The 20782-nt window shown below is 47.7% G+C and carries 25 protein-coding genes; 19 read left to right on the forward strand and 6 right to left on the reverse strand.

The genetic code is table 11. From position 1 onward, the window contains the following. Positions 1-57: 57 nt before the first annotated feature. Complete coding sequence (locus tag ABGV42_RS25625) at positions 58-831, reverse strand: FlxA-like family protein (protein WP_347384252.1); 774 nt, start codon at positions 829-831, stop codon at positions 58-60. 202 nt (positions 832-1033) lie between these two features. Between ABGV42_RS25625 and ABGV42_RS25630 the strand changes: the two genes are divergently transcribed. Beyond that, positions 1034-1672 carry a hypothetical protein gene (locus ABGV42_RS25630; RefSeq protein ID WP_347384253.1) on the forward strand — a complete coding sequence of 213 codons (639 nt, stop codon included), beginning with the start codon at positions 1034-1036 and terminating at the stop codon, positions 1670-1672. 534 nt (positions 1673-2206) lie between these two features. Beyond that, positions 2207-2683, forward strand: coding sequence for a hypothetical protein (locus tag ABGV42_RS25635; protein ID WP_347384254.1), 477 nt, complete (start codon positions 2207-2209; stop codon positions 2681-2683). Positions 2684-2862: 179 nt separating this feature from the next. Here ABGV42_RS25635 and ABGV42_RS25640 read toward each other — a convergent pair whose 3' ends face one another. Continuing rightward, the gene (locus tag ABGV42_RS25640) at positions 2863-3456 is read right to left on the reverse strand and encodes a thymidine kinase (protein ID WP_347384255.1); all 594 of its coding nucleotides are present in this window, start codon (positions 3454-3456) and stop codon (positions 2863-2865) included. A 177-nt stretch (positions 3457-3633) separates the two neighbouring features. Here ABGV42_RS25640 and ABGV42_RS25645 point away from each other — a divergent pair, with 177 nt between their 5' ends. After that, positions 3634-3846 (forward strand): hypothetical protein, encoded by a 213-nt coding sequence (locus tag ABGV42_RS25645; protein WP_347384256.1) that lies wholly within the window; start codon positions 3634-3636, stop codon positions 3844-3846. Positions 3847-3854: 8 nt separating this feature from the next. Here the strand turns inward: ABGV42_RS25645 and ABGV42_RS25650 are convergent, their stop codons facing one another. Together ABGV42_RS25650 and ABGV42_RS25655 are read right to left on the reverse strand one after the other, a co-directional pair. Continuing rightward, positions 3855-4202, reverse strand: a complete 348-nt coding sequence (locus ABGV42_RS25650) for a potassium channel family protein (protein WP_347384257.1) — start codon at positions 4200-4202, stop codon at positions 3855-3857. 161 nt (positions 4203-4363) lie between these two features. After that, positions 4364-4681: a DUF2627 domain-containing protein gene (locus ABGV42_RS25655; protein ID WP_347384258.1), complete on the reverse strand. Its 318-nt coding sequence runs from the start codon at positions 4679-4681 to the stop codon at positions 4364-4366. 232 nt (positions 4682-4913) lie between these two features. Between ABGV42_RS25655 and lpdA the strand changes: the two genes are divergently transcribed. From lpdA to lipB, 5 genes are all read left to right on the forward strand, one after another. Next, the gene (gene lpdA, locus ABGV42_RS25660; protein ID WP_347384259.1) at positions 4914-6338 is read left to right on the forward strand and encodes a dihydrolipoyl dehydrogenase; all 1425 of its coding nucleotides are present in this window, start codon (positions 4914-4916) and stop codon (positions 6336-6338) included. A 140-nt stretch (positions 6339-6478) separates the two neighbouring features. Continuing rightward, on the forward strand, positions 6479-7507 hold the full coding sequence (locus ABGV42_RS25665; RefSeq protein WP_347384260.1) for a thiamine pyrophosphate-dependent dehydrogenase E1 component subunit alpha: 1029 nt from the start codon (positions 6479-6481) through the stop codon (positions 7505-7507). 2 nt (positions 7508-7509) lie between these two features. Continuing rightward, on the forward strand, positions 7510-8496 hold the full coding sequence (locus ABGV42_RS25670) for an alpha-ketoacid dehydrogenase subunit beta (protein ID WP_095290475.1): 987 nt from the start codon (positions 7510-7512) through the stop codon (positions 8494-8496). A gap of 70 nt (positions 8497-8566) precedes the next feature. After that, entirely contained in the window at positions 8567-9970 is a 1404-nt protein-coding gene (locus tag ABGV42_RS25675) for a dihydrolipoamide acetyltransferase family protein (protein WP_347384261.1), read from the forward strand. Between the two features lie 117 nt (positions 9971-10087). After that, positions 10088-10795: a lipoyl(octanoyl) transferase LipB gene (gene lipB, locus ABGV42_RS25680; protein ID WP_347384262.1), complete on the forward strand. Its 708-nt coding sequence runs from the start codon at positions 10088-10090 to the stop codon at positions 10793-10795. Positions 10796-10820: 25 nt separating this feature from the next. Here lipB and prli42 read toward each other — a convergent pair whose 3' ends face one another. Next, positions 10821-10922: a stressosome-associated protein Prli42 gene (gene prli42, locus ABGV42_RS25685; RefSeq protein ID WP_095290480.1), complete on the reverse strand. Its 102-nt coding sequence runs from the start codon at positions 10920-10922 to the stop codon at positions 10821-10823. A gap of 85 nt (positions 10923-11007) precedes the next feature. Here prli42 and ABGV42_RS25690 point away from each other — a divergent pair, with 85 nt between their 5' ends. Continuing rightward, positions 11008-12141 carry a M20/M25/M40 family metallo-hydrolase gene (locus ABGV42_RS25690; RefSeq protein ID WP_347384263.1) on the forward strand — a complete coding sequence of 378 codons (1134 nt, stop codon included), beginning with the start codon at positions 11008-11010 and terminating at the stop codon, positions 12139-12141. A gap of 130 nt (positions 12142-12271) precedes the next feature. Here ABGV42_RS25690 and ABGV42_RS25695 read toward each other — a convergent pair whose 3' ends face one another. After that, positions 12272-12406 carry a Z-ring formation inhibitor MciZ gene (locus ABGV42_RS25695; protein ID WP_347384264.1) on the reverse strand — a complete coding sequence of 45 codons (135 nt, stop codon included), beginning with the start codon at positions 12404-12406 and terminating at the stop codon, positions 12272-12274. A gap of 121 nt (positions 12407-12527) precedes the next feature. Between ABGV42_RS25695 and ABGV42_RS25700 the strand changes: the two genes are divergently transcribed. The 10 genes from ABGV42_RS25700 (at position 12528) to spoIIAB (ending at position 20772) form a co-directional block, all read left to right on the forward strand. Further along, positions 12528-13112: an NUDIX hydrolase gene (locus ABGV42_RS25700; protein ID WP_347384265.1), complete on the forward strand. Its 585-nt coding sequence runs from the start codon at positions 12528-12530 to the stop codon at positions 13110-13112. Between the two features lie 2 nt (positions 13113-13114). Then, entirely contained in the window at positions 13115-14329 is a 1215-nt protein-coding gene (locus tag ABGV42_RS25705; protein ID WP_347384266.1) for an endonuclease Q family protein, read from the forward strand. Between the two features lie 131 nt (positions 14330-14460). After that, the gene (gene spoIIM, locus ABGV42_RS25710; RefSeq protein WP_127537951.1) at positions 14461-15090 is read left to right on the forward strand and encodes a stage II sporulation protein M; all 630 of its coding nucleotides are present in this window, start codon (positions 14461-14463) and stop codon (positions 15088-15090) included. Positions 15091-15197: 107 nt separating this feature from the next. Further along, a complete protein-coding gene (locus ABGV42_RS25715) occupies positions 15198-15665 on the forward strand; it encodes a Fur family transcriptional regulator (RefSeq protein WP_024630961.1) in 468 nt (155 codons plus the stop codon). Positions 15666-15820: 155 nt separating this feature from the next. Beyond that, entirely contained in the window at positions 15821-16063 is a 243-nt protein-coding gene (locus ABGV42_RS25720; RefSeq protein WP_347384267.1) for a DUF4227 family protein, read from the forward strand. Between the two features lie 74 nt (positions 16064-16137). Continuing rightward, complete coding sequence (locus tag ABGV42_RS25725) at positions 16138-17028, forward strand: tyrosine recombinase (protein WP_347384268.1); 891 nt, start codon at positions 16138-16140, stop codon at positions 17026-17028. Positions 17029-17211: 183 nt separating this feature from the next. Beyond that, a complete protein-coding gene (locus tag ABGV42_RS25730; RefSeq protein WP_347384269.1) occupies positions 17212-18036 on the forward strand; it encodes a purine-nucleoside phosphorylase in 825 nt (274 codons plus the stop codon). Between the two features lie 665 nt (positions 18037-18701). Beyond that, positions 18702-19823: a D-alanyl-D-alanine carboxypeptidase family protein gene (locus ABGV42_RS25735; protein WP_347384492.1), complete on the forward strand. Its 1122-nt coding sequence runs from the start codon at positions 18702-18704 to the stop codon at positions 19821-19823. Positions 19824-19966: 143 nt separating this feature from the next. Continuing rightward, entirely contained in the window at positions 19967-20320 is a 354-nt protein-coding gene (spoIIAA, locus tag ABGV42_RS25740; protein WP_036663380.1) for an anti-sigma F factor antagonist, read from the forward strand. After that, the gene (gene spoIIAB / locus ABGV42_RS25745; RefSeq protein WP_347384270.1) at positions 20317-20772 is read left to right on the forward strand and encodes an anti-sigma F factor; all 456 of its coding nucleotides are present in this window, start codon (positions 20317-20319) and stop codon (positions 20770-20772) included. The genes spoIIAA and spoIIAB overlap by 4 nt, the downstream gene beginning before the upstream one ends. Positions 20773-20782: the final 10 nt, after the last annotated feature.

Below are 20782 nucleotides of genomic sequence, written 5' to 3' on the forward strand. Positions count from 1 at the left end.
TGATTGAATATTAGGTATTAAGGTTGTGGTTTTATTTGTTTGTGTGTTCTAAAATGATTAAACTAAAAGGTCAATCGATGTATTCTGGTTTAAAATTGCTGGTAAAATAGATTGATTGTCGTTGTCCTTAACCTCGTTGTTATCCGCAGGTTTACGGTCTTTATTGTCTTTTTCCGCTTTCACATCCTCGGTAGAAGTTTTCTCGGCAGTCTGTTCATTGCGTGGAGCCGTATCGTTTATATCTTTGAGTAATTCCCCTATTTTCATATCCGTACTTCTAATGTGGGATTTAACTTCCTGAACCATTTCACGCTTCATTTGAAAAACGGTATGCTCTGCATTTTCGAGCATTGCGGACTTTCCGCTATCTCCATGAGGATTGCTGTCTAATAAGGTGCGATCAAATCGAACGCCCCCTTCAAGGGTATTGATAGAACCTTGCATTTTCTCACGGGATCCAACCAGTTTTCCCAATTGATCGTATGTATTGCTATTTTTGATTATAGAACCAAGGGAGACGGTGTCTTCAGGTTGAGGTTCAGAGGTTTTGGGTGTATCAGTCTCTTTTTGACGTGTTTTTTCCTGAATCTCTTCTGCTTTGATTTGAGCAATTTGAGCGTCGATTTCCTGAATACTGGAGGACAAGGTTTGGATGCGCTGCATTTTCGTTTTTGTGTCCAGTTTTTCATTGGATCTTACGGTTTGCATTTCTTCGCTTAGTCTTGCCTTTTGTTTCATTAGATCCTGAATAATCTTGTCCGTTTTAGAAGCTGTATTACTGCTACTCTGGTTTGATCCAGTGCTTCTGTTTGATGATGAAACGGATAGCATATGGGATTCCTCCTAGGTTTGAAAGTCGCATGATTTTTTTATCATACTTATTATAATATCGGAATTTTGGGTTATTCTGTTAAGGGGCACTGAAACATGCGGCAGCTAAGAACGCATGACAGTTTGATCAGTTCCACAGCGGAAACTATAATATGTTAAATAGACGAATGAATCTGACAGAGTGGAGAATACGGGGTGAGGTATGTCTAAATTGTTTCGGAGTTTCATTTCCTCTGTCCTCAGGGTTACCAAAGGAAAGAAACGAATCAAATACGCAGCGATCTATCTTGCTGTTGCCGGTGCTTTACATCGATTGCTGGTTGAAGGCAGGCGTGAACGATCTGCAGCCAAACGGCTGCAGCAGGATCTTCCGGTTGCAGAACTTGGTCAAATGAAGCTGAAGCCAGGAGATATTGTTTATACGCCAAGTTCGGAGTCAACCTATTATGCAGGACACATGGGGATTATCGGCCTCGACGGCAAAGTGTATCATGTTCATCCGTATGGACCCGTGTTTGCGGATTCGCTGGAATGGTATCTTACCCGATTCTATGAAGGGGATCGCTTCATTGTATTTCGTTCACGTTTGAACCAGGCTGGACATCGTGCGGCGGAGTGGGTGCATGAACATTACAAGCAAGTTAAGTTTTATCGATTGCAGACCAATCTTCGAAGCATTGAACGAAATTATTGCTCGAAATTTGTATATCAGGCCTATCAATTCACCTCCGGGCTGGATCTGTGGAGCAGAAGGTTTACCAGATTCAATCAAGGATACATCTATCCGTTCCGGATTGAGCGTTCACCTGAGCTGGAAGTGCTGGGTACCTTTTATAAGTGAAGAATCAATACTGACATGGCTGTCCTTGGCCCTCCGTAGGGAGGATAGCTTTTGTCGGTTTTTTTGATATGTGTACCGATTAAAGACAGGAATAGGCTCTAAAACGTCGAATAGATTATGAGATAGACGTGCACAACCGGGAAGAGTATACATAATACCGGCAAGTCAATTTGACCGGAGAACTACCAAGAATGGCTACAATCTAGTCTGGAGAAAGAGTGAAAGTGAGATGAAATGGCTGCGCTTCTTACGCGGATTTAGACGCAAACAAAACGTAGTGAAGCTATCGGACTACACCCCCAAAAAAGAAAGGAGGCACCACTGCTCCATTTGCAAGAAAAAAGTAAAATCGGTCGTTCATTATGCAGCTCCTCAGGGAAATGTTGCAGGTGTATGCAGTTCCTGTAAGCTATTGGCGGATGAACGTGGAATGTTCCCCATTTAATAGAAAGAATCGTGCTCAGGAAATAACATTGCTTTGATTTATGAGCATTTTTGTAGTACATTAGCAAATGTATTCGAAGGAGGATTCTAATGTACTCAGGTAGACAAGACGATACTTTATACATCATGACCTACACCTTAAACAGCGGTATCAAGGGTACGGTTCCACTGTCTAATAAGCAGATTGTTGAGTGGCTGGATTGCTACAGAAATGAGAAGCGCTTCGTGACCGAGATTGGGAAAGAGTTCTTTGGATTGAATGCAGCCCTCGTGGCAGATTTCAAAGTTCAAAATCATTTATCCGATTATCAACAGACCATAATGCCCACACAACAGCAGGATAATCTGGAACGCTTGTCCAGTGCATATAAATCAACCGAGCTATTGATGAAAATTGATTGCAAGTGCGGTACGGCATATGTAACGGAGTCTCCATATAAGCGGACCAAATGGTATTGTACGAAGTGTAAAGAGATTGTATTTCTGGATGCCAAAAAAGGAATGGTAGAAACGTCCCGCGGCGACGCTTACTACATGACCAACAAATATTTTGTTTCCCGTGACTAGTGGGGAGGCTACGAATTAGAGCATCGCTGAGAAGCGGTGCTTTTTTGTAATAAAATTGTACCAAGCCGTGCAAATCGAAGTTGTTACGCAAAAAAGCCCTTCAGGGCTTTTTAAGAATAGGCAGGTCTGGCTCAGAGTTCTGCTTCGAAGGACCTGCCAAATGTATAATAAGTGCTGAACTAGCATTCTACTTTGTGAGGAGGAATGAAACAGCAGCGGCAGCGTGGTTCATAGGCTTCTGAATCGCCAATCATGACAACCGGGCCCAGGGTAACGGGTTCTCCATTTACAATACGTTGAGTGAAGGCCGCATCAGGGCTTCCGCAAACCGCACAGAATGCGGAGAGTTTCTCAATGTCATCTGCCATAGCGAGTAGACCGCCGATATATCCGAATTCCTTGCCTCGGTAGTCCATATTTAGACCATCCACAATCACGTGTTTACCGCAATAGGCAAGCTCGGAGGCCAGATCCATAATGGCACTGCTGAAAAATTGAACTTCATCAAAGGCAACCACATCAGCATCTTTGGTTTGAGTAAGAATCATGTCCACGGATTCCGGAGTCAACTGCCGGGGAATGGAATGGGCAGGAAGACGATAGCCGATTCGGCTGACAATCTCGTCCTGGGCAAACCGATCATCTTCGGCTGGTTTGTAAGCAACGACCTTTTTACGGCCAAATTGAATCAATTTCTGACAACGGCGAATGAGCTCACCGGATTTTTCACTGAACATGGGTCCAGTAATTACAGTAATACGTCCTGTTTGCACGGTGCTGCTACTCCTCTCACATACGGATTCAACAAAAAAAGCGACCATTACAGAGTACCACAAAATCTCCGGTCAGAGCTAGAACTAATCCAAGCTGCTTTGTGTTACTATATGGATTATTACACTGTTGGTAACGGCAGTTGTGAAGCTGTAGTATTTGAAAAGAGGTGTTTACAAGTGAATGAAGCGATAAATGAATTGCAGCAGCGATATGAGCGTTTAAAGGAACAAGCAGTTCTTGATGAAGGCGTTGAGGCTCTGATTGCCGATCTGTTTGCTGAAGTAGAGCGGCTGCAGACCAGCAATCTAACCCTGCGCAGAACCATTCTGAAATCTTCTTCCAAAGAGTCCCGTATGTCAACGAAGCTGAGGGACGCATTATACGAATAACCCGGAGATTACTCCGGGTTCTCTTCTGTCTGCATTTTGCGGGGAAATAGAATACCTGCTGTAATTCTGGCAATCATGGCAAAGGTAAGACCAATGCCAGCATACATGTAGATCACGGTAAATGCTTTGCTGAATCCGGTGGTAGGCACAAAATCAGGATGACCCACTGTGGTCAGGGTTACCGCACAGAAGTAGAGCGCATCGATCCAGTGAAGGCCTTCAACTCGGGTATAGAACAGTGTTCCTGAGAGAAGCGTGGCCATGGTTAAGGTGAAGAGCGCGAGAAACTTGGGGTCCTTGAACGCGTGGAAAATGCCCTTGAGCAATCTTTGAAGCGTCATGAGAAACGATACCATGTTAAATCATCCTGTCTTTTTTTGATGTCAATGTTTCGTATGATTTCTTCGAGTCACGTTCCGAATGATGCAGAGATATCCATGGGAATGTGAATAAATAAGCATTATACCTGATCCTGCTTGAATGATAAAGCTAGGCGGAACAGCAAAAAAGCCCGGACTCATGAAGGCTTGCCGGGTGTCTCTGCCTGTTCGGTTATGTTTTTGGAACGGAAACGGGGACCCACATAATTGCGTTTCCGGTCACGGAATAAAATCCAGCCTCCCAGAAAGCTCATGCCTGCAGCAAACAGGAGAAGCCCGCCTCCAAAGGAAAGCCACTGAAAACCTGGTGAGATCTGATCATTCCCGTGCTCAGCGTAGTATAGGAAAAGGGCGTCTTTCATCATCAAAAAGCCTTTCATGGCCATCAGTCCGGGAATAACCAGTACCAAAATCGCCAAAAACCGTGCAAAGACCAGTCTAGTATTCATCACCATTTAACCCCTTCTGCCAAATGTCGACGTAAAATAAAGGTTGCGCTTACAGGTCATGCCTGATTCCATCATAGCTTGGTTTCTGCGCGCTGTCCATGTGTCATGGGACAAACTTTGAGTTGACTGCCCAAGGGGAGTACAATGGAATATAGAAATGTTATGCAATAGAGATATCATCCTAGTCATCATCGTTTCATTCATAACGAAATCATATCGATAGAGGAGAACATAAAAGATGCCAATTACATGTGATGTTGCCATTCTCGGAGGAGGGACCGGAGGTTACGTTGCCGCGATTCGTGCTGCCCAGCTGGGTAAACAGGTTGTCATTATCGAGAAGGACAAGCTTGGAGGTACCTGTTTGCATCGCGGATGTATTCCTAGCAAGGCGCTGCTGAGAAGCGCCGAAGTGTATGCAGAGATTCAGGAGAGCGAATCATACGGAATCGAAACAGCTGGAGCAACGCTTGTATTTCCCAAGGTACAGGCACGCAAGGATGCCATTGTGGAGCAGCTGCATCAAGGTGTTCAATATCTGATGAAAAAAAATAAGATTCAGGTCGTATACGCCAAAGGTCGTGTAATCGGACCATCCATTTTCTCACCTCAAAGCGGAGCGGTAGCTGTGGAGTTCGAAGATGGAGAGATGGACACGGTTGTGCCAACCAATCTCATCATTGCTACCGGGTCACGGCCGCGTGTACTTCCGGGGCTGGAGCCGGATGGCCGATACATCATGAGCAGCGACGAAGCTCTGAGGATGGATGAATTGCCAACATCGCTCATCATCGTGGGTGGTGGCGTCATTGGGTTGGAATGGGCATCCATGCTGAATGACTTCGGCGTTGACATAACGGTTGTCGAGGCTGCCGATCATGTATTACCCGCGGAAGACGAAGACGTGGCAAGGGAGATGCAGCGGTTGCTTGGCAAGCGTGGAGTACGCTTCCTGACGAAGGCTAAAATCATGCCAGAGACATATGAAGCTAGTCAAGAAGGCGTTCGAATTGATGTTCAGATCAGTAACGATGAGCAGGAGACGCTCAGCGCGGACAAAATGTTGATATCGGTCGGCCGTCAGGCTAATGTCGAAAATATTGGACTCGAAAACACGGATATCAAGCTGGACCGTGGATTCATCGCGGTAAACCAACATCTGCAGACCGGTGAAGGACATATTTATGCGATTGGGGATTGTATTGGGGGATTACAGCTTGCACACGCTGCGAGTCATGAAGGTATTCTGGCCGTGAATCACCTGGCAGGCGAAACCGTTCATGCGATCGAATCCCATCGCATTCCGCGGTGTGTATACACTCGTCCTGAAGCAGCAAGCATAGGTTTCACGGAGCGTGAAGCGAAAGAGCAAGGCTTCGATGTCAAGACCGGCAAGTTTCCGTTTCAGGCGATTGGCAAATCGTTGGTTCATGGAAACCGGGACGGTTTTGTGAAGGTAATCGCCGATGCCAAGACGAATGATATATTGGGTGTACATATGATTGGTACCCATGTGACGGAACTGATTGCAGAGGCTTCGCTGGCACAAATGCTGGACGCGACCCCATGGGAAGTGGGCCAGACGATCCATCCACATCCTTCATTGTCCGAAATTATGGGTGAAGCCATGCTGGCCGTAGACGGAATGGCGATTGGAATGTAAGTCTGGACAGACTTATGAGAAAGGTCCTTTCCTTTTTTGGGCAAAAGGGATTATAATAAGGTTAAGCCAAGTCTTAGTACCAGGTTATAAGATCGGGTTGTAAGACGGGCAAAGGCTCTGATTAAAAGGAGGTACCTCATATGAGTTCAAAAGGTACTGCAGATGCGGTCCACCGGCATGAACAGCTGGGACTTAGCGATGGAGAAGTATTGGACATGTACAAATACATGCTGCTTGCACGCAAGTTCGATGAACGTTGCTTGCTCTTGCAGCGGGCCGGCAAAATTAACTTCCACGTATCCGGTGTAGGTCAGGAAGCTGCGCAAGTTGGCGCTGCTTTTGGACTGGACCGGGATCACGATTATTACTTACCTTATTACCGCGATTACGGCTTCGTATTGGCCGTAGGCATGACGCCTCGCGAGCTAATGCTCTCTGCGTTCGCCAAAGCGGAAGATCCGAATAGCGGCGGCCGTCAGATGCCGGGGCATTTTGGTCATAAAAAGCTGCGAATTGTTACGGGCTCAAGCCCGGTTACTACGCAAGTACCGCATGCCGTAGGTTTTGCACTGGCAGCAAAAATGCAGAAAAAAGAATTTGTTTCTTTTGTTACGTTTGGTGAAGGCTCAAGCAACCAGGGAGACTTCCACGAAGGAGCTAACTTCGCTGGAGTTCACAAGCTGCCTGTTATTATTATGTGTGAGAATAACCAGTACGCCATCTCGGTTCCGGTCCATAAGCAGCTTAGCGGCAAGATATCGGATCGCGCACTGGGGTACGGCTTCCCTGGACTACGGGTTGACGGCAATGATGCGCTGGAAGTATATGCTGCTGTCAAAGAAGCGCGCCGCCGTGCAATCGCCGGTGAAGGCCCTACCCTGATTGAAGCCATGATGTACCGTTTGTCTCCTCACTCCACTTCCGACAATGATCTGGCTTACCGGACCAAGGAAGAGGTTGACGAGAACTGGAAGAAGGACGGCGTCCTTCGGATGAAAAACTATTTGATCGATTGCGGCATCTGGGACGAAGCCCGGGATGCGGATCTGGCTTCCCAGCTCGCGCTGGAAATGAAAGAAGCGACTGAATATGCAGACAACGCGCCATATCCAAAACCTGAGGACACTCTGACGCACGTTTATGCGGACAGCGAAGAAGGGGGACGGTAATCATGGCGGTTATGGAATATATTGATGCGATCCGTCTTGCGATGAAAGAAGAGATGGAGCGAGACGAGAATGTCTTTGTACTGGGTGAAGACGTCGGTGTGAAAGGCGGCGTGTTTACCACAACCAAAGGTTTGCAAGAGCAGTTCGGCGAGATGCGTGTGATGGATACGCCTTTGTCCGAATCGGCCATTGCAGGGGTAGCCATTGGGGCGGCCATGTACGGTATGAAGCCGATTGCCGAGATGCAATATTCAGACTTCATGCTGCCGGCAACCAACCAGATCATCAGTGAAGCGGCCAAAATCCGCTATCGCTCCAACAATGACTGGAGCTGTCCGATTGTCATCCGTGCGCCAATTGGCGGAGGGATTTTCGGAGGATTGTATCATTCGCAATGTCCGGAATCGATTTTCTTCGGGACGCCTGGTTTGAAAATCATTGCTCCCTACTCGGCATACGATGCCAAGGGTTTGCTGAAAGCTGCCGTTCGTGATCCGGATCCGGTACTGTTCTTCGAAAATAAGAAGTGTTACAAGCTGATTAAAGAAGACGTACCGGAGGATGATTACATTGTCCCGATCGGCAAAGCTAACGTGCTTCGTGAAGGTGCGGATATTACGGTTATCGGGTACAGTCAGCCACTGCATTTTGTAATGCAGGCTGCGGAAGAGCTGGAGCGAGAAGAAGGCATTACTTCCCACGTTTTGGATCTGCGTACGCTGCAGCCACTGGACCGTGAAGCGATTATTGCTTCCGCTCGTCAGACAGGCAAGGTGCTCATTGTTCACGAGGACAACAAAACAGGTGGTGTTGGTGCCGAAGTTGCGGCTATTATCAGCGAGGAGTGCCTGTTCGATCTGGATGCTCCCATTCAGCGCCTATGTGGACCGGACGTGCCTGCAATGCCGATCAGTCCAACACTGGAGAAATTCTACATGCTCAGCAAGGATAAAGCGAAGGAAGCCATGCGCACACTTGCGGAGTATTAATCGGTTGATCATAAGTTTCGACAATCTATTCAAAAAAAGGTTAAAAGCAAAGTTTGGAGTGATATAACAAATGGCTGAACGTATGAAATGGATCGAGGTCATTATGCCGCAGCTGGCAGAATCGCTGGTCTCGGCTACCATTGGAAAATGGTTAAAAAAACCGGGCGACCGGGTTGAACAATACGAGCCAATCTGTGAAGTAATCACCGATAAAGTCAATGCAGAGATTCCGTCGACGGTTGATGGAATCATGGGTGACCTTTTGGTCGAAGAAGGTACCACGATTGCTGTTGGCGAAGCCATCTGCCGTATGCAGGTAGCAGCTGCGGATGATGAGCAAGTGGCAGAGCAAGCGGCACAAGTATCCCACCAGAACAGTGTACAGCAAGGAGCAGTGACTCCAGCAGGTCATGATGCCAATCAGCCTATGCGTAATCGGTACTCTCCTGCGGTACAGTCACTTGCAGCAGAGCATGGTCTCAACTTGCAGGGCATTCAAGGCACAGGAGCAGGCGGACGCATCACACGCAAGGACGTACTTGCTGTTATTGCTCAAGGAGGCCAAACAGGAATACCGTCCACACAAACTTTCTCTGAGGCTAGTCCATCTGCTTCACCGTTTAGCGGTTTGAACAAAAGCGGTGGAGAAACGGGAATTTCCGCAAGAGAAGCAGTTTCTGCGGCGGATGCAGGCGTTCCAGTGAGACATTCAGGCATTCATTTGACGGAATCACCGAAAATCCCGCAGATTGAAGTGGAAGGTGGCGGCCAGGGAAGATCGGAATATTTTATCGATGTTACCCCTGTACGTAATGCGATTGCCCGGAATATGCGTCAAAGCGTATCGGAGATTCCTCACGCATGGACCATGATTGAAGTGGATGTCACCAACCTGGTCATGCTGCGCAATAAGCTCAAGGATGAGTTCAAGCGTAAGGAAGGCATTAATCTGACGTACCTCTCCTTCATGATGAAGGGTGTTGTCAATGCGATTAAGGATTATCCGATCATGAACTCGGTTTGGGCTGTCGACAAAATTATCGTTAAACGTGATATTAACTTGTCTATGGCAGTAGGTACGGAGGACTCTGTACTGACACCTGTGATCAAGCATGCCGATCAGCGTAATATCGCGGGTCTGGCCCGTGAAATCGAAGATTTGGCCCGCAAAACCCGTGAAGGCACCCTGAAGCTGGATCATATGCAAGGCGGTACGTTTACGGTCAACAATACCGGATCCTTTGGTTCCATCCTTTCGCAACCGATTATTAACTATCCACAAGCTGCAATCCTCACGTTTGAGTCTATCGTGAAAAAGCCTGTAGTCATTAACGACATGATTGCGGTTCGTTCGATGGCTAACCTGTGTCTGTCTCTGGATCATCGTATTCTGGATGGGGTCATCTGCGGCCGGTTCTTGCAGCGGGTCAAAGAAAATCTTGAAGGTTATAATATGGAAACAAAGGTGTATTAATGAAATAGGATCTCAAGGGAAAGTGTATGTGCCGGAGGCCGTGCACTTTTCCCGCTGTCTGCGGTTAAACGCTCAGATATGATTATGGACAATGAAGCAGAAGGGTGTGGGGGAATCATGAACAAGCCGCTGGATGTTACATACATACCGATGCTTGATTATGAACAGGCTTGGAACCGCCAAAAAGCAATTGTACAGCAGCTGGACGAAGGTGAGGGAGTTGAGCAGATGCTTCTGCTGCAGCATCCTCCCACCTATACAATCGGATCTCAGAATCATCCGGAGCATCTGCTTCTCAGCAAGGACGAGCTGGAGGCAAAGGGAATTACCTTGTTTCAAATTGATCGTGGCGGTGATATTACTTATCATGGTCCAGGCCAGCTTGTTGGTTATCCACTTTTGGTACTGGGCCGTGATGAAGCTCTCGATTTACATGGGTATTTGCGCAGTCTGGAACAGGTCATCATTGATTATCTGGCGGATGAGGGGATTGAGGCGGGCCGGAAAGAGGCATACACCGGTGTGTGGATCGGAGATATGAAAATCGCTGCCATCGGGGTGAAATTCAACCGCTGTAAACACCGGCGCGGATTCGTGACGAGTCATGGCTTTGCGTTTAACATTACTTCAGGCATTCAGCATGAAGGGTTTCAGGGAATTATCCCTTGCGGCATAGAGCAGTACGGCGTAACCTCTCTGGAGGACATCACCGACAGAAACTACACCGTAGAGCAAGTTGCCCAGCAGATTGTCCCATACTTCGGACGCATTTTTCCATATGAGATGACCTGGACAACCGAAAAAGAAGCCATTGTCCGTCCCTAGTTCAGACAGTCAAAGGCTTCAGATTCTATCCGAATAGTAGAGGTTCAAGAGCGATGAAAAGGGTAGACCCAATCATGGCAATCAGCATGAGATAGATCACGATTTTGAACCATTTCTTTTTTTGCATGAAGAGAGAACTCCTTTCAACAAATGAAAAATAAACAAGCATATTAATTGTATTGTACCGTATCCACGAGAGGGAGGAAAGTCCTATGATTAATCAGGATCGTGTCGTACATCAGTTTATGGAACTGGTGCAGATCGACAGTGAAACGAAGAATGAACATAACATCTCTAACCTATTGAAAGAACAGTTTACCCAGCTGGGTCTCAGCATATATGAAGACGACACGATGGAGAAGACCGGACATGGAGCAGGAAACCTGGTCGTGACCTGGGAAGCGGATGGTGCACCGGAGGCTGCGCCGATCTTTTTTACCTGCCACATGGATACCGTAACTCCTGGACAGGGAATCAAACCCGAGCTTGGGGAAGACGGTTGGATCCGCAGCGATGGCACAACGATCCTCGGAGCAGATGACAAGGCAGGCATTGCAGCCCTGCTGGAAGCGATCCGGGCTATCCAGGAGAACAAGATTCCACACGGAAAAATTCAGTTCGTCATTACCGTCGGCGAAGAATCCGGCCTGGTTGGTGCCCGTGCAATGAATCCAAAAGATATTGAGGCTGAATTCGGTTATGCACTGGATTCCAATGGTGCAGTAGGAACAATTTGTGTGGCTGCTCCGGCGAGAGCCGAGATTCAGATGAACATTTATGGAAAATCTGCACATGCAGGGGTTAACCCCGAAGACGGCATCAGTGCCATCCAAGTGGCGGCGAAAGCCATTGCAGCCATGACACTGGGACGGATCGATGATGAGACCACGGCCAATATTGGCAAGTTCCAAGGCGGATCTGCACTGAACGTTGTATGTGATTTTGTACAAATTGAAGCGGAAGCACGCAGTATCGTGCAGGAAAAAGTGGAAAAGCAAATTGCACAGATGCGTGAAGCGCTGGAAACAACCTGCCGCAAATATGGTGCGACGGCTGAATTCCGCAGCGAAATTTTGTATCCTGCCTTTGGGTTCCATGATGAGCATGAGGTTGTCCAACTCGCACAGCGTGCCATTCGCGGCCTGGGTCTGGAAACAAGTACTTTCGCTTCTGGTGGTGGGAGTGATGCCAACATCTTTAACGGCTTCAATATTCCGACGGTCAATCTGGCGGTAGGCTATGAAGACATTCATACAACGAAAGAGCGAATCCGTGCCGAAGATATCGTTAAACTGTCCCAGGTTGTCGTAGCCATCATTCAGGAAACGGCTTCTGGCACCAAGTAAGAATAGTATAGAGGTAATTCCTTGGTAGCAGGTACCTCTCTTGGCAAAAGTCCGAACCCGGTTAGCATCGGATTCGGACTTTTTGTGAATTCATGTTATATTTCATGGGAGAAGGGGAAGCCAATACGGATTACTTTCGTCCCGCAATCAATTCACTTAGTTTAGCATCAGGACCCCATTCTCGCAGCCATTGTTTGAGTATAAGCTGGACTTGCCTTGCTTGTCCGACCACATGTACCGATTGCGGCGTCACATAACTGTTCATTGGATATCCCCCTGATTTTGTTTTATATTTTTCGAATATGCTATAGGCTCACGATATGCCAAAAAGTTGGGGATTATACGTATCGTGTGTATAAAATCTCAAAAAGTGGAGTTGATCATATATGAATCCAACCAACCAAACTGGATCTGAACACCCGTCTAATCCCAAGCTGGATGAAGTAACGGTCTCTACGCAGCCCATCTTCGAAGGGAAAGTCATTTCTCTCCAGGTCGATACCGTGAAGCTGCCTAATGGACAGACGGCAACACGTGAGATCATCCGTCACCCTGGAGCGGTAGCTGTACTTGCTTTGAACGGAGACCGTATGCTGGTAGTTGATCAGTATCGTCAGGCGATGGGGCGTACCGAAGTGGAGATACCTGCAGGTAAACTCGATCCGGGAGAAGAGCCCGAGGTTGCGGCTGCACGTGAATTACGGGAAGAAACCGGCTATGCAGCCAAGTCGCTGCGTCATCTGCGTTCGTTCTATACGTCACCAGGCTTCGCGGACGAGATCATTCACTTGTACATCGCCGAGGAACTGGAAGCCGGAGACATGGCGCTGGATGAAGATGAATTTCTGGAAGTATCTGAAATCACGCTTGAGGAAGCGTATCAGCTCATGGATCAGAACCGGATCAGTGATGCGAAAACGATGATGGCTGTGTACGCATGGGATCTGTACAGAACGACAGGGCGGTTTTAACGATGGCAGATCAGCAGACAACGTCTAACACGTGGGATTCTTGTTACGCAGACCTGCATATCCATATTGGGCGTACGTCCCGTGGTGAAGCCGTTAAAATCAGCGGCAGCCGGGACCTGACTTTCGAGAATATTGCTCGTGAAGCTTCAGAGCGAAAAGGAATTCACTTGCTTGGTGTTATAGACTGCCATTCACCGGTGGTGCAGATGGATATCGAGCAGTTGCTCGAGAATGGCACGATGACCGAACTGGAGGATGGAGGCATTTCTTACCAGGACACCACGATTCTGCTCGGGACTGAACTCGAATTGCGCGAACCGGAGATGCGGGAATATCACATGCTTGCCTACTTCCGTGATTTGAAAACGATGAAGTCATTCACGGAGTGGATGAAACGTTATATGAAAAATGTGAATCTCAGCTCACAACGTGTATATGTCTCTTCCCTTGAAATGCAGGGCGAGATTAAGGCCCGTGGAGGACTCATCGTCCCTGCACATGCCTTCACACCTCACAAAGGCATCTATGGCAGCACAGCTCCGCGTATGGCGGATGTGCTGGATACAAGCCTGATCGATGCCGTGGAGCTGGGATTAAGCTCGGATTCATCCATGGCAAGCTACATTCAGGAGCTTGACCGGCTCCCTTTTCTAACCAACTCGGATGCGCATTCCCTTGGCAAAATCGGAAGGGAATATAATGAGCTGCACATAGCTCATCCTTCTTTTGACGAATTCAGCATGGCACTGAAAGGTGAGGAAGGTAGAAAAATCAAGGCCAATTACGGCTTGAATCCGAGGCTTGGCAAATACCATCGCACGTACTGCGCAGCCTGTGGCAGCATCATGGATGAACAGGCAATGTCAGCGGAACGTTGTCCCTATTGTGGCAGTATGAAGCTGGTGCAGGGCGTCCTGGACCGTATACTGGCCATAGCAGATCGGGAGAGCCCTCACGTTCCTGAATTCAGGCCACCCTATCACTATCAGGTGCCGCTTGAGTTTATCCCAGGCTTGGGCAAAGCAAAGCTGCGTCAGCTGCTGGAACACTTTGGTACGGAAATGAATGTGCTTCATCGTACAAGTGAAGAAGAGCTTGCAAGTGTTGTTGGACCCGTTCTGGCTAGTCTTATCGTTGCTGCGCGAAACGGTCGACTGGAGTTGTCATCTGGAGGCGGGGGAACCTATGGCAAGGTCGCTGGAAAAGAAATGGACTAATACTGGCAGACAGGAAGTATAGGACGTATCTGGACAAGGAGTCATACCTACGAACTCCGGTTCATAGAATGACTGTGTGGATTTCTTAGAGATCCTGCAGCATGATAACCGGAAAGGGGACCCGTACCTGTATGCGTTCTTCCTACTTCACGTTCAAAGGTCAAACCTCGTTATATGTATTTGTAGCTGTCTTGTTTCTGGTCGGTGTCATTTTTGGTGCCTTGATGGTTAATGCCCTGTCTCTTGAACAACGTCAGGATCTGGAGGGCTATCTGGGCAATTTTTTCATGACAGTCCAGCATAGCGGGCAGATCGTTGAATCCGGAACTTATTGGGATATAGCGATACTTCATCTGAAATGGGTTGGACTCATCTGGATTCTGGGCCTATCCGTTATCGGATTGCCGGGTATATTAGTTTTGGATTTTCTAAAAGGAGTGCTGATCGGATTTACCGTTGGATATCTCGTCGGACAGTATTCCTGGAAAGGGCTGCTGTTTGCCCTGGTATCTGTCGCGCCGCATAATCTGTTCGTCATTCCGGTATTACTGATCTGCAGTGTGTCGGCCATGACCTTTTCCTTATATATCATTCGGAATCGCGTTCTCATGCAGCGGGCTCCAGGTGGACAAAGACCGTTTGCCTCTTATGTGCTGCTGACTTTGGTTATGGCTGGACTGCTGTTAGGCGTCGCTTCTTTTGAAACCTGGGTAACACCCGCCATGATGCGCTGGGTCACGCCAATGCTGCTGCCGGCGTAGCGCCAACTGGATAGTGTAAAATGTTGACTTTAATTACGCACTCCCCCTATAATGAAAGAAGTGGGTTAAGTTGCAGTGTGCAGTGATTTCCTAGGGGGAGGGAGAAAATGGAAGCACGGATCGATAAAATTAAGCAGCAACTACAGTCCCAAGGTTATAAATTAACGCCCCAGCGGGAAGCCACCGTAAGAGTACTTCTTGAGAATGAAGAAGATCATCTAAGCGCGGAAGACGTATTCATGCTCGTTAAAGAGAAAGCTCCCGAAATCGGTCTGGCAACCGTGTACCGTACCCTCGAACTGCTGAGTGAGCTGCATGTTGTAGAGAAAATCAACTTCGGCGACGGTGTAGCGCGTTATGATCTGCGCGGAGATACATCCAAGCATCACCATCATCACTTAATCTGCGTTCAATGCGGAAGTATGGATGAAATACGTGAAGACTGGCTTGGACCGCTTGAAGAGCGTCTGGAGCGGGAATTTAACTTTTCGGTAGTAGATCACCGACTGGATTTTCATGGGATTTGTTACCGTTGCAAAGCTAAAAATGACCAGAAGCCCAAAGATGAAGAATAACATAGCATATCTTCAAGCTCTCACCGGCGGTTTTGACGGGAGAGCTTTTTTGGTCCAGCACGTGATGTGAGGTTATCCCTAATGTCATATTTCTGCGTTTGTCGTCATACCCTGATTCTAGATGAATCGGATTCAAACCAGGAGGGGGACAACCCATGATTATTTCACTGCGGCGAGGGCTTCGTTTTATACGATTTATTATATTATTTGCAGGATTGGTTTATCTGTTCTATCATGTTCTGGATTTGTTCAACGGCTGGATCTCACCAGTGGATCAGTATCAGATGCCAACAGGAAATGCGGTTAAAGTATTTCAGGAGACGGATTGGCCAGGCAATGGAGAAGCACGTCTTACGCTGGCGGAGAGACTCCGTTTGTTTTATTGGTATGGGGAGTAGCCCGGACAGCCAGGGATGCAAATACGGAAGCAGGTTGCCAGTTCGGCAATTCTGACAGATGAGGAGCGTTGTGCATGAGACAGACGATACACGCCTATGCCTTATACTTGGAAGAAGATAAAGGGATGTCAAGCAGCACGCTGGAGTCGTATCTTCGGGACGTGGACAAGTTCATCGAATTTGCAGACAAGGAATATGGTATCCGTGATGCAGCGCAGGTGCGTCGTACGCATGTTATCTTGTTTATCGGCAAACTTAAGCAGGCGGGGCGTGCCAATGCGACCATTGCTCGCAGCGTTGTATCCTTGCGTTCTTACTTTCATTTTTTAATGCGCCGAGGCGAGATTCTGCAGGACCCAACGTTTGATGTCGAGGCTCCGAAAGCTGACAAAACGCCGCCACAGGTGTTAACCGTGAATGAGATTGAACTCCTTCTGGCCTCGCCCGATACTCACTCTGCCCAAGGGGTGCGTGATCGTGCCATGCTTGAGCTTCTGTATGCTACCGGAATTCGGGTTTCGGAATTGATTGCACTGGATATACGGGATGTTCAACCCGGTATGCGGTTTATTCGCTGCGGAGGTGCCGGCAAAGAACGGATTCTGCCGATTGGTGCACCAGCAGCACATTGGGCAAGTGTGTATGTTAACGATTTTCGTAACCATCTGCTCAAAACCGACTCGGACGAGCAGGCACTGTTCGTCAATGTGTCCGGAAGACGTTTAACCCGCCAGGGCTTCTGGAAGCTGCTCAAAAAAGCGGCAGTGGATGCTGGGATTTCAGAAGAGATCACGCCGCATACGCTGCGGCATTCCTTTGCTGCCCATCTGATAGCAAGCGGGGCAGATACAAGGGCGGTGCAGGATATGCTGGGCCATGTGGAGCAGCCGGGACAACAATATGGGCAACATGGCCGCAAAACGATGAAAGAAATCTATGAAACGCATCATCCGCGAGCAAAATAGTTGGATTTTAACGATAAAATTTCAATAAAAGATGCGGAACATCTAGCTGATTTAGGATAAAATAAACTGTACACATTTAAACGCCGTTATACATAAGCGAATGCATCAGTCGGGAGAAAAAATTCCTGAATGATGCATCTAGCTGACACAGACGGAAGTTTCAACTCAAGGGGGAACATCGAAATGACAGCATTAACGCAACAGATGATTCAGGAAGCTGCATCTTACATTCAAAGCAAAAGCTCCATCAAGCCGGAAGTCGGTTTGATTTTGGGTTCCGGTCTTGGCATTTTGGCCGACCTTATTGAAGATGGCGTAAGCATTGCCTATCAGGATATCCCTCACTTCCCGGTCTCCACTGTAGAGGGGCATGAAGGAGAACTGCTGGTCGGAACAATTAAAGGGCGTCCGGTCGTTATGATGAAAGGCCGTTTCCACATGTACGAAGGATATGGTCCTGAGCTTACAGCATTCCCTGTACGTGTCATGAAAGAGCTGGGCGTATCTTCACTGCTCGTAACAAACGCCGCTGGCGGTGTGAACACTTCGTACGAGCCAGGGGATCTGATGCTGATCTCGGATCACTTGAACATGACGGGCAAAAATCCGTTGATCGGGCCTAATGACCCGGCTATGGGCGTGCGCTTCCCTGACCTGTCTGAAGCCTACAGCCGCCGTCTGCGCGCGCTGGCGAAGGACACAGCAGCTTCACAAGGTTTTAACGTGCGTGAAGGCGTATACGCTGGCTTGCTGGGTCCCAACTATGAGACACCTGCTGAGATCGTGATGCTGCGTACACTCGGTGCGGACGCGGTCGGCATGTCTACCGTATCCGAGGTGATCGTGGCACGTCATGCGGGTCTGGAAGTGCTCGGCATTTCCTGCATCAGTAATATGGCAGCCGGAATTCTCGATCAGCCGTTGTCCCATGATGAAGTCATGGAAACGACAGAGCGTGTTCGTGAATCGTTCCTTGCGCTTGTTCTGGCCGTCATTCCGCAAATGTAAATTCTAAACTTCAGTAAGACAACCTTTTGTGTTCCTTCGGGACCATTCGTGAGGTTGTCTTTTTTTGTTTTTATAACAAAAAAGTGGAATTTCGAAAATAATTAGAGGGTAACATGGAACTTATCTGTAAAAAGGGAATTCATTCATTGTAGCTATTTACACCTCATTGTAAGGAGGTCTGATATGAATCTTGACCGTGTCATAGGAATAGTCCACATTGGAGTGTTGTTACTGCTATTCTTTTTTAAAACGAATATTGCGTTTTTGGCCGCCAGTATAATTATCGTTTTGATTATGATTTATCAAACCTATACCTCTCCGACAAAGTGGAACATCCGGTTATCTGTCGTATTAACTTCGTTTCTTATCTTCTGGAATATCTATTCATGGGATTTAGGAGGATGAGTCCCGCCTTTCGCTAATTTAGTCCGATAATGAACGTGTTCTCCTTTCAACATGGGGGCACGTTTTTTTGTACATGGGTTCGATAAAAGAAAAAGTTCGGGAAATCATTCATGGGATGGAATAATTTACTGCAAACGCGCCGACAATGATTAGCAGTACATGCATGGAGCATGCAGAAAGCAAGTCATTTGAGGAGGTTAACCCTAGTGAAGAAACGAATAATGGCATCGTTCATGACCCTATGTATTTTGCTACCCCTTATGGCATCAACAGCGCTGGCTGAAGAAGCACCCAAAACGGCAGGGGGGACAGATCTTGCCCCGTCAGCGCGTTCTGCCATTTTAATGGATGCAGATACGGGGACGGTTATTTTTGAGAAAAACAGTCATGATCAGCTGCCACCGGCGAGCATTACGAAGATTATGACCATGCTGCTAACGATCGAAGCCATTGATTCCGGCAAGCTGAAGCTGACGGATAAGGTGAGAACGAGTGAATATGCGGCATCCATGGGCGGCTCACAGATTTTCCTCGAACCTGGTGAAGAGATGACTGTGGATGATATGTTAAAAGGAATCGCCATGGCCTCAGGTAATGATGCATCTGTTGCGATGGCAGAGAAAATAGCCGGATCGGAAGAGGCTTTTGTGCAGCTGATGAATGAACGGGCCAAAGAGCTGGGCATGAAAGATACTCATTTTGCCAACTGTAATGGACTGCCTGTAGAGAATCATTATTCCTCCGCACATGACATTGCGCTGATGAGTCGTGAATTGCTGAAGCATTCAGGCATTACGAAATATACGGGAGCATACCAGGACTACCTTCGTAAAGATACGGAAAAACCTTTCTGGCTGGTGAACACGAATAAACTGGTTCGCTTCTACTCAGGCGCAGACGGTTTGAAAACGGGATATACGTCTGAAGCAAAATTCTGCTTGTCCGCTACGGCTATGAAGGACGGGCTGCGTACGGTTGCTGTGGTGCTGGGTGAACCGAATACGAAAACGCGGAATGCTGAAGTGTCTTCGATGTTTGACTATGCATTTGGACAATACACAATGAAGCCTTTGTACAAAGCAGGGGATCAGCTCGGCAGTCTGAAAATTGAAAAAGGGGAAGTTGCTGAGTTGCCGCTGACGGCTACGCAAAATTATAGTGTACTGATGCGTAAAGGCGCCAAATCCGATGAGTTTCGTCATGAGCTGTTAATGGCAAAAGAAGTGAAAGCACCCGTCAAGGCTGGTCAAAGCGTAGGTAAGCTTGTCGTTTATCAAGGGAACGAGGTTATCAAGGAGTTCGATATCCAGGCTCCTCAGGATGTGAATAAGGCTGGCTGGTGGAAACTGTTCAAACGGACGACATCCAACCTGTTTGATTAAGCGCTGATTTGCGCGTTCTGCATACATTCCTTGAACGTATTTTGTAGTTAAATAGGGGTTTTCTTCTAGTTTTGTCGGGGGGCAGGAAAAGCCTTCGGAAACGTAGAAATCCTTGTTCAAGACTGGGAGGAGAGTGAGCAAACGTGAACTTGCATGTGGAAATGGAGCATCACCGCGGGATTCTGATTGTGCGATTATCCGGGGAGCTGGATCACCATACAGCCGATATGGTACGAATGCAAATGGATGAGGCCATCCAGCGCAGGCAGTGCGAACATCTGGTGCTTAGCCTGAAAGATCTTCAATTCATGGATAGTTCAGGTCTCGGTGTCATTTTGGGCAGATACAAACTCATTAAAAATAAAGGCGGCAAGATGGTTGTATGTGATGTTAATCCGCCGGTCTATCGTTTGCTGGAAATGTCGGGTTTGTTCAAGATCATGCCGATTTACGAAAATGAGGGAACAGCTCTCTCGGGTCTGGAGGTCGTCTCATGAATGAAGGAACGGGAACAAATTTCATGAATCTGCAATTTGCGGCCAAGTCGGAGAACGAATCGTTCGCACGGGTGACTGTCGCGGCGTTTATCTCCCAGCTTGATCCCACGATGGACGAGCTCAGCGATCTGAAGACCGTTGTCTCGGAAGCGGTGACGAATAGTATCATCCACGGGTATAACAACAATCCCGAGGGTGTCGTGTCCATTCAGGCGCAAATTCGCGAAGACATGATTACGATCATTGTGGAAGATCGCGGAGAAGGAATCGAAGATCTGGAACTGGCCAAACAGCCGCTATATACGTCCAAACCCGAACTTGAGCGATCGGGCATGGGCTTCACCATTATGGAAAACTTCATGGATGAATTCGAAGTCAGCAGCGAGCCCGGCAGAGGCACCTCCATCAAGATGAAGAAGAGGATTGAATCCAAGAAAGCAATGTATAATTAGGGGTTGGTCT

It is taken from the genome of Paenibacillus pabuli, assembly GCF_039831995.1.
Lineage (GTDB): Bacteria > Bacillota > Bacilli > Paenibacillales > Paenibacillaceae > Paenibacillus > Paenibacillus pabuli_C.

Bases quoted from the DNA above. Each gene is read 5' to 3' on its own strand.
- ABGV42_RS25625 (WP_347384252.1), bottom strand. From the start codon at position 831: ATGCTATCCGTTTCATCATCAAACAGAAGCACTGGATCAAACCAGAGT.
- ABGV42_RS25630 (WP_347384253.1), top strand. From the start codon at position 1,034: ATGTCTAAATTGTTTCGGAGTTTCATTTCCTCTGTCCTCAGGGTTACC.
- ABGV42_RS25635 (WP_347384254.1), top strand. From the start codon at position 2,207: ATGTACTCAGGTAGACAAGACGATACTTTATACATCATGACCTACACC.
- ABGV42_RS25650 (WP_347384257.1), bottom strand. From the start codon at position 4,202: ATGGTATCGTTTCTCATGACGCTTCAAAGATTGCTCAAGGGCATTTTC.
- ABGV42_RS25655 (WP_347384258.1), bottom strand. From the start codon at position 4,681: ATGGTGATGAATACTAGACTGGTCTTTGCACGGTTTTTGGCGATTTTG.
- lpdA (WP_347384259.1), top strand. From the start codon at position 4,914: ATGCCAATTACATGTGATGTTGCCATTCTCGGAGGAGGGACCGGAGGT.
- ABGV42_RS25665 (WP_347384260.1), top strand. From the start codon at position 6,479: ATGAGTTCAAAAGGTACTGCAGATGCGGTCCACCGGCATGAACAGCTG.
- ABGV42_RS25670 (WP_095290475.1), top strand. From the start codon at position 7,510: ATGGCGGTTATGGAATATATTGATGCGATCCGTCTTGCGATGAAAGAA.
- ABGV42_RS25675 (WP_347384261.1), top strand. From the start codon at position 8,567: ATGGCTGAACGTATGAAATGGATCGAGGTCATTATGCCGCAGCTGGCA.
- lipB (WP_347384262.1), top strand. From the start codon at position 10,088: ATGAACAAGCCGCTGGATGTTACATACATACCGATGCTTGATTATGAA.
- prli42 (WP_095290480.1), bottom strand. From the start codon at position 10,922: ATGCAAAAAAAGAAATGGTTCAAAATCGTGATCTATCTCATGCTGATT.
- ABGV42_RS25690 (WP_347384263.1), top strand. From the start codon at position 11,008: ATGATTAATCAGGATCGTGTCGTACATCAGTTTATGGAACTGGTGCAG.
- ABGV42_RS25695 (WP_347384264.1), bottom strand. From the start codon at position 12,406: ATGAACAGTTATGTGACGCCGCAATCGGTACATGTGGTCGGACAAGCA.
- ABGV42_RS25700 (WP_347384265.1), top strand. From the start codon at position 12,528: ATGAATCCAACCAACCAAACTGGATCTGAACACCCGTCTAATCCCAAG.
- ABGV42_RS25705 (WP_347384266.1), top strand. From the start codon at position 13,115: ATGGCAGATCAGCAGACAACGTCTAACACGTGGGATTCTTGTTACGCA.
- spoIIM (WP_127537951.1), top strand. From the start codon at position 14,461: ATGCGTTCTTCCTACTTCACGTTCAAAGGTCAAACCTCGTTATATGTA.
- ABGV42_RS25715 (WP_024630961.1), top strand. From the start codon at position 15,198: ATGGAAGCACGGATCGATAAAATTAAGCAGCAACTACAGTCCCAAGGT.
- ABGV42_RS25720 (WP_347384267.1), top strand. From the start codon at position 15,821: ATGATTATTTCACTGCGGCGAGGGCTTCGTTTTATACGATTTATTATA.
- ABGV42_RS25725 (WP_347384268.1), top strand. From the start codon at position 16,138: ATGAGACAGACGATACACGCCTATGCCTTATACTTGGAAGAAGATAAA.
- ABGV42_RS25730 (WP_347384269.1), top strand. From the start codon at position 17,212: ATGACAGCATTAACGCAACAGATGATTCAGGAAGCTGCATCTTACATT.
- ABGV42_RS25735 (WP_347384492.1), top strand. From the start codon at position 18,702: ATGGCATCAACAGCGCTGGCTGAAGAAGCACCCAAAACGGCAGGGGGG.
- spoIIAB (WP_347384270.1), top strand. From the start codon at position 20,317: ATGAATGAAGGAACGGGAACAAATTTCATGAATCTGCAATTTGCGGCC.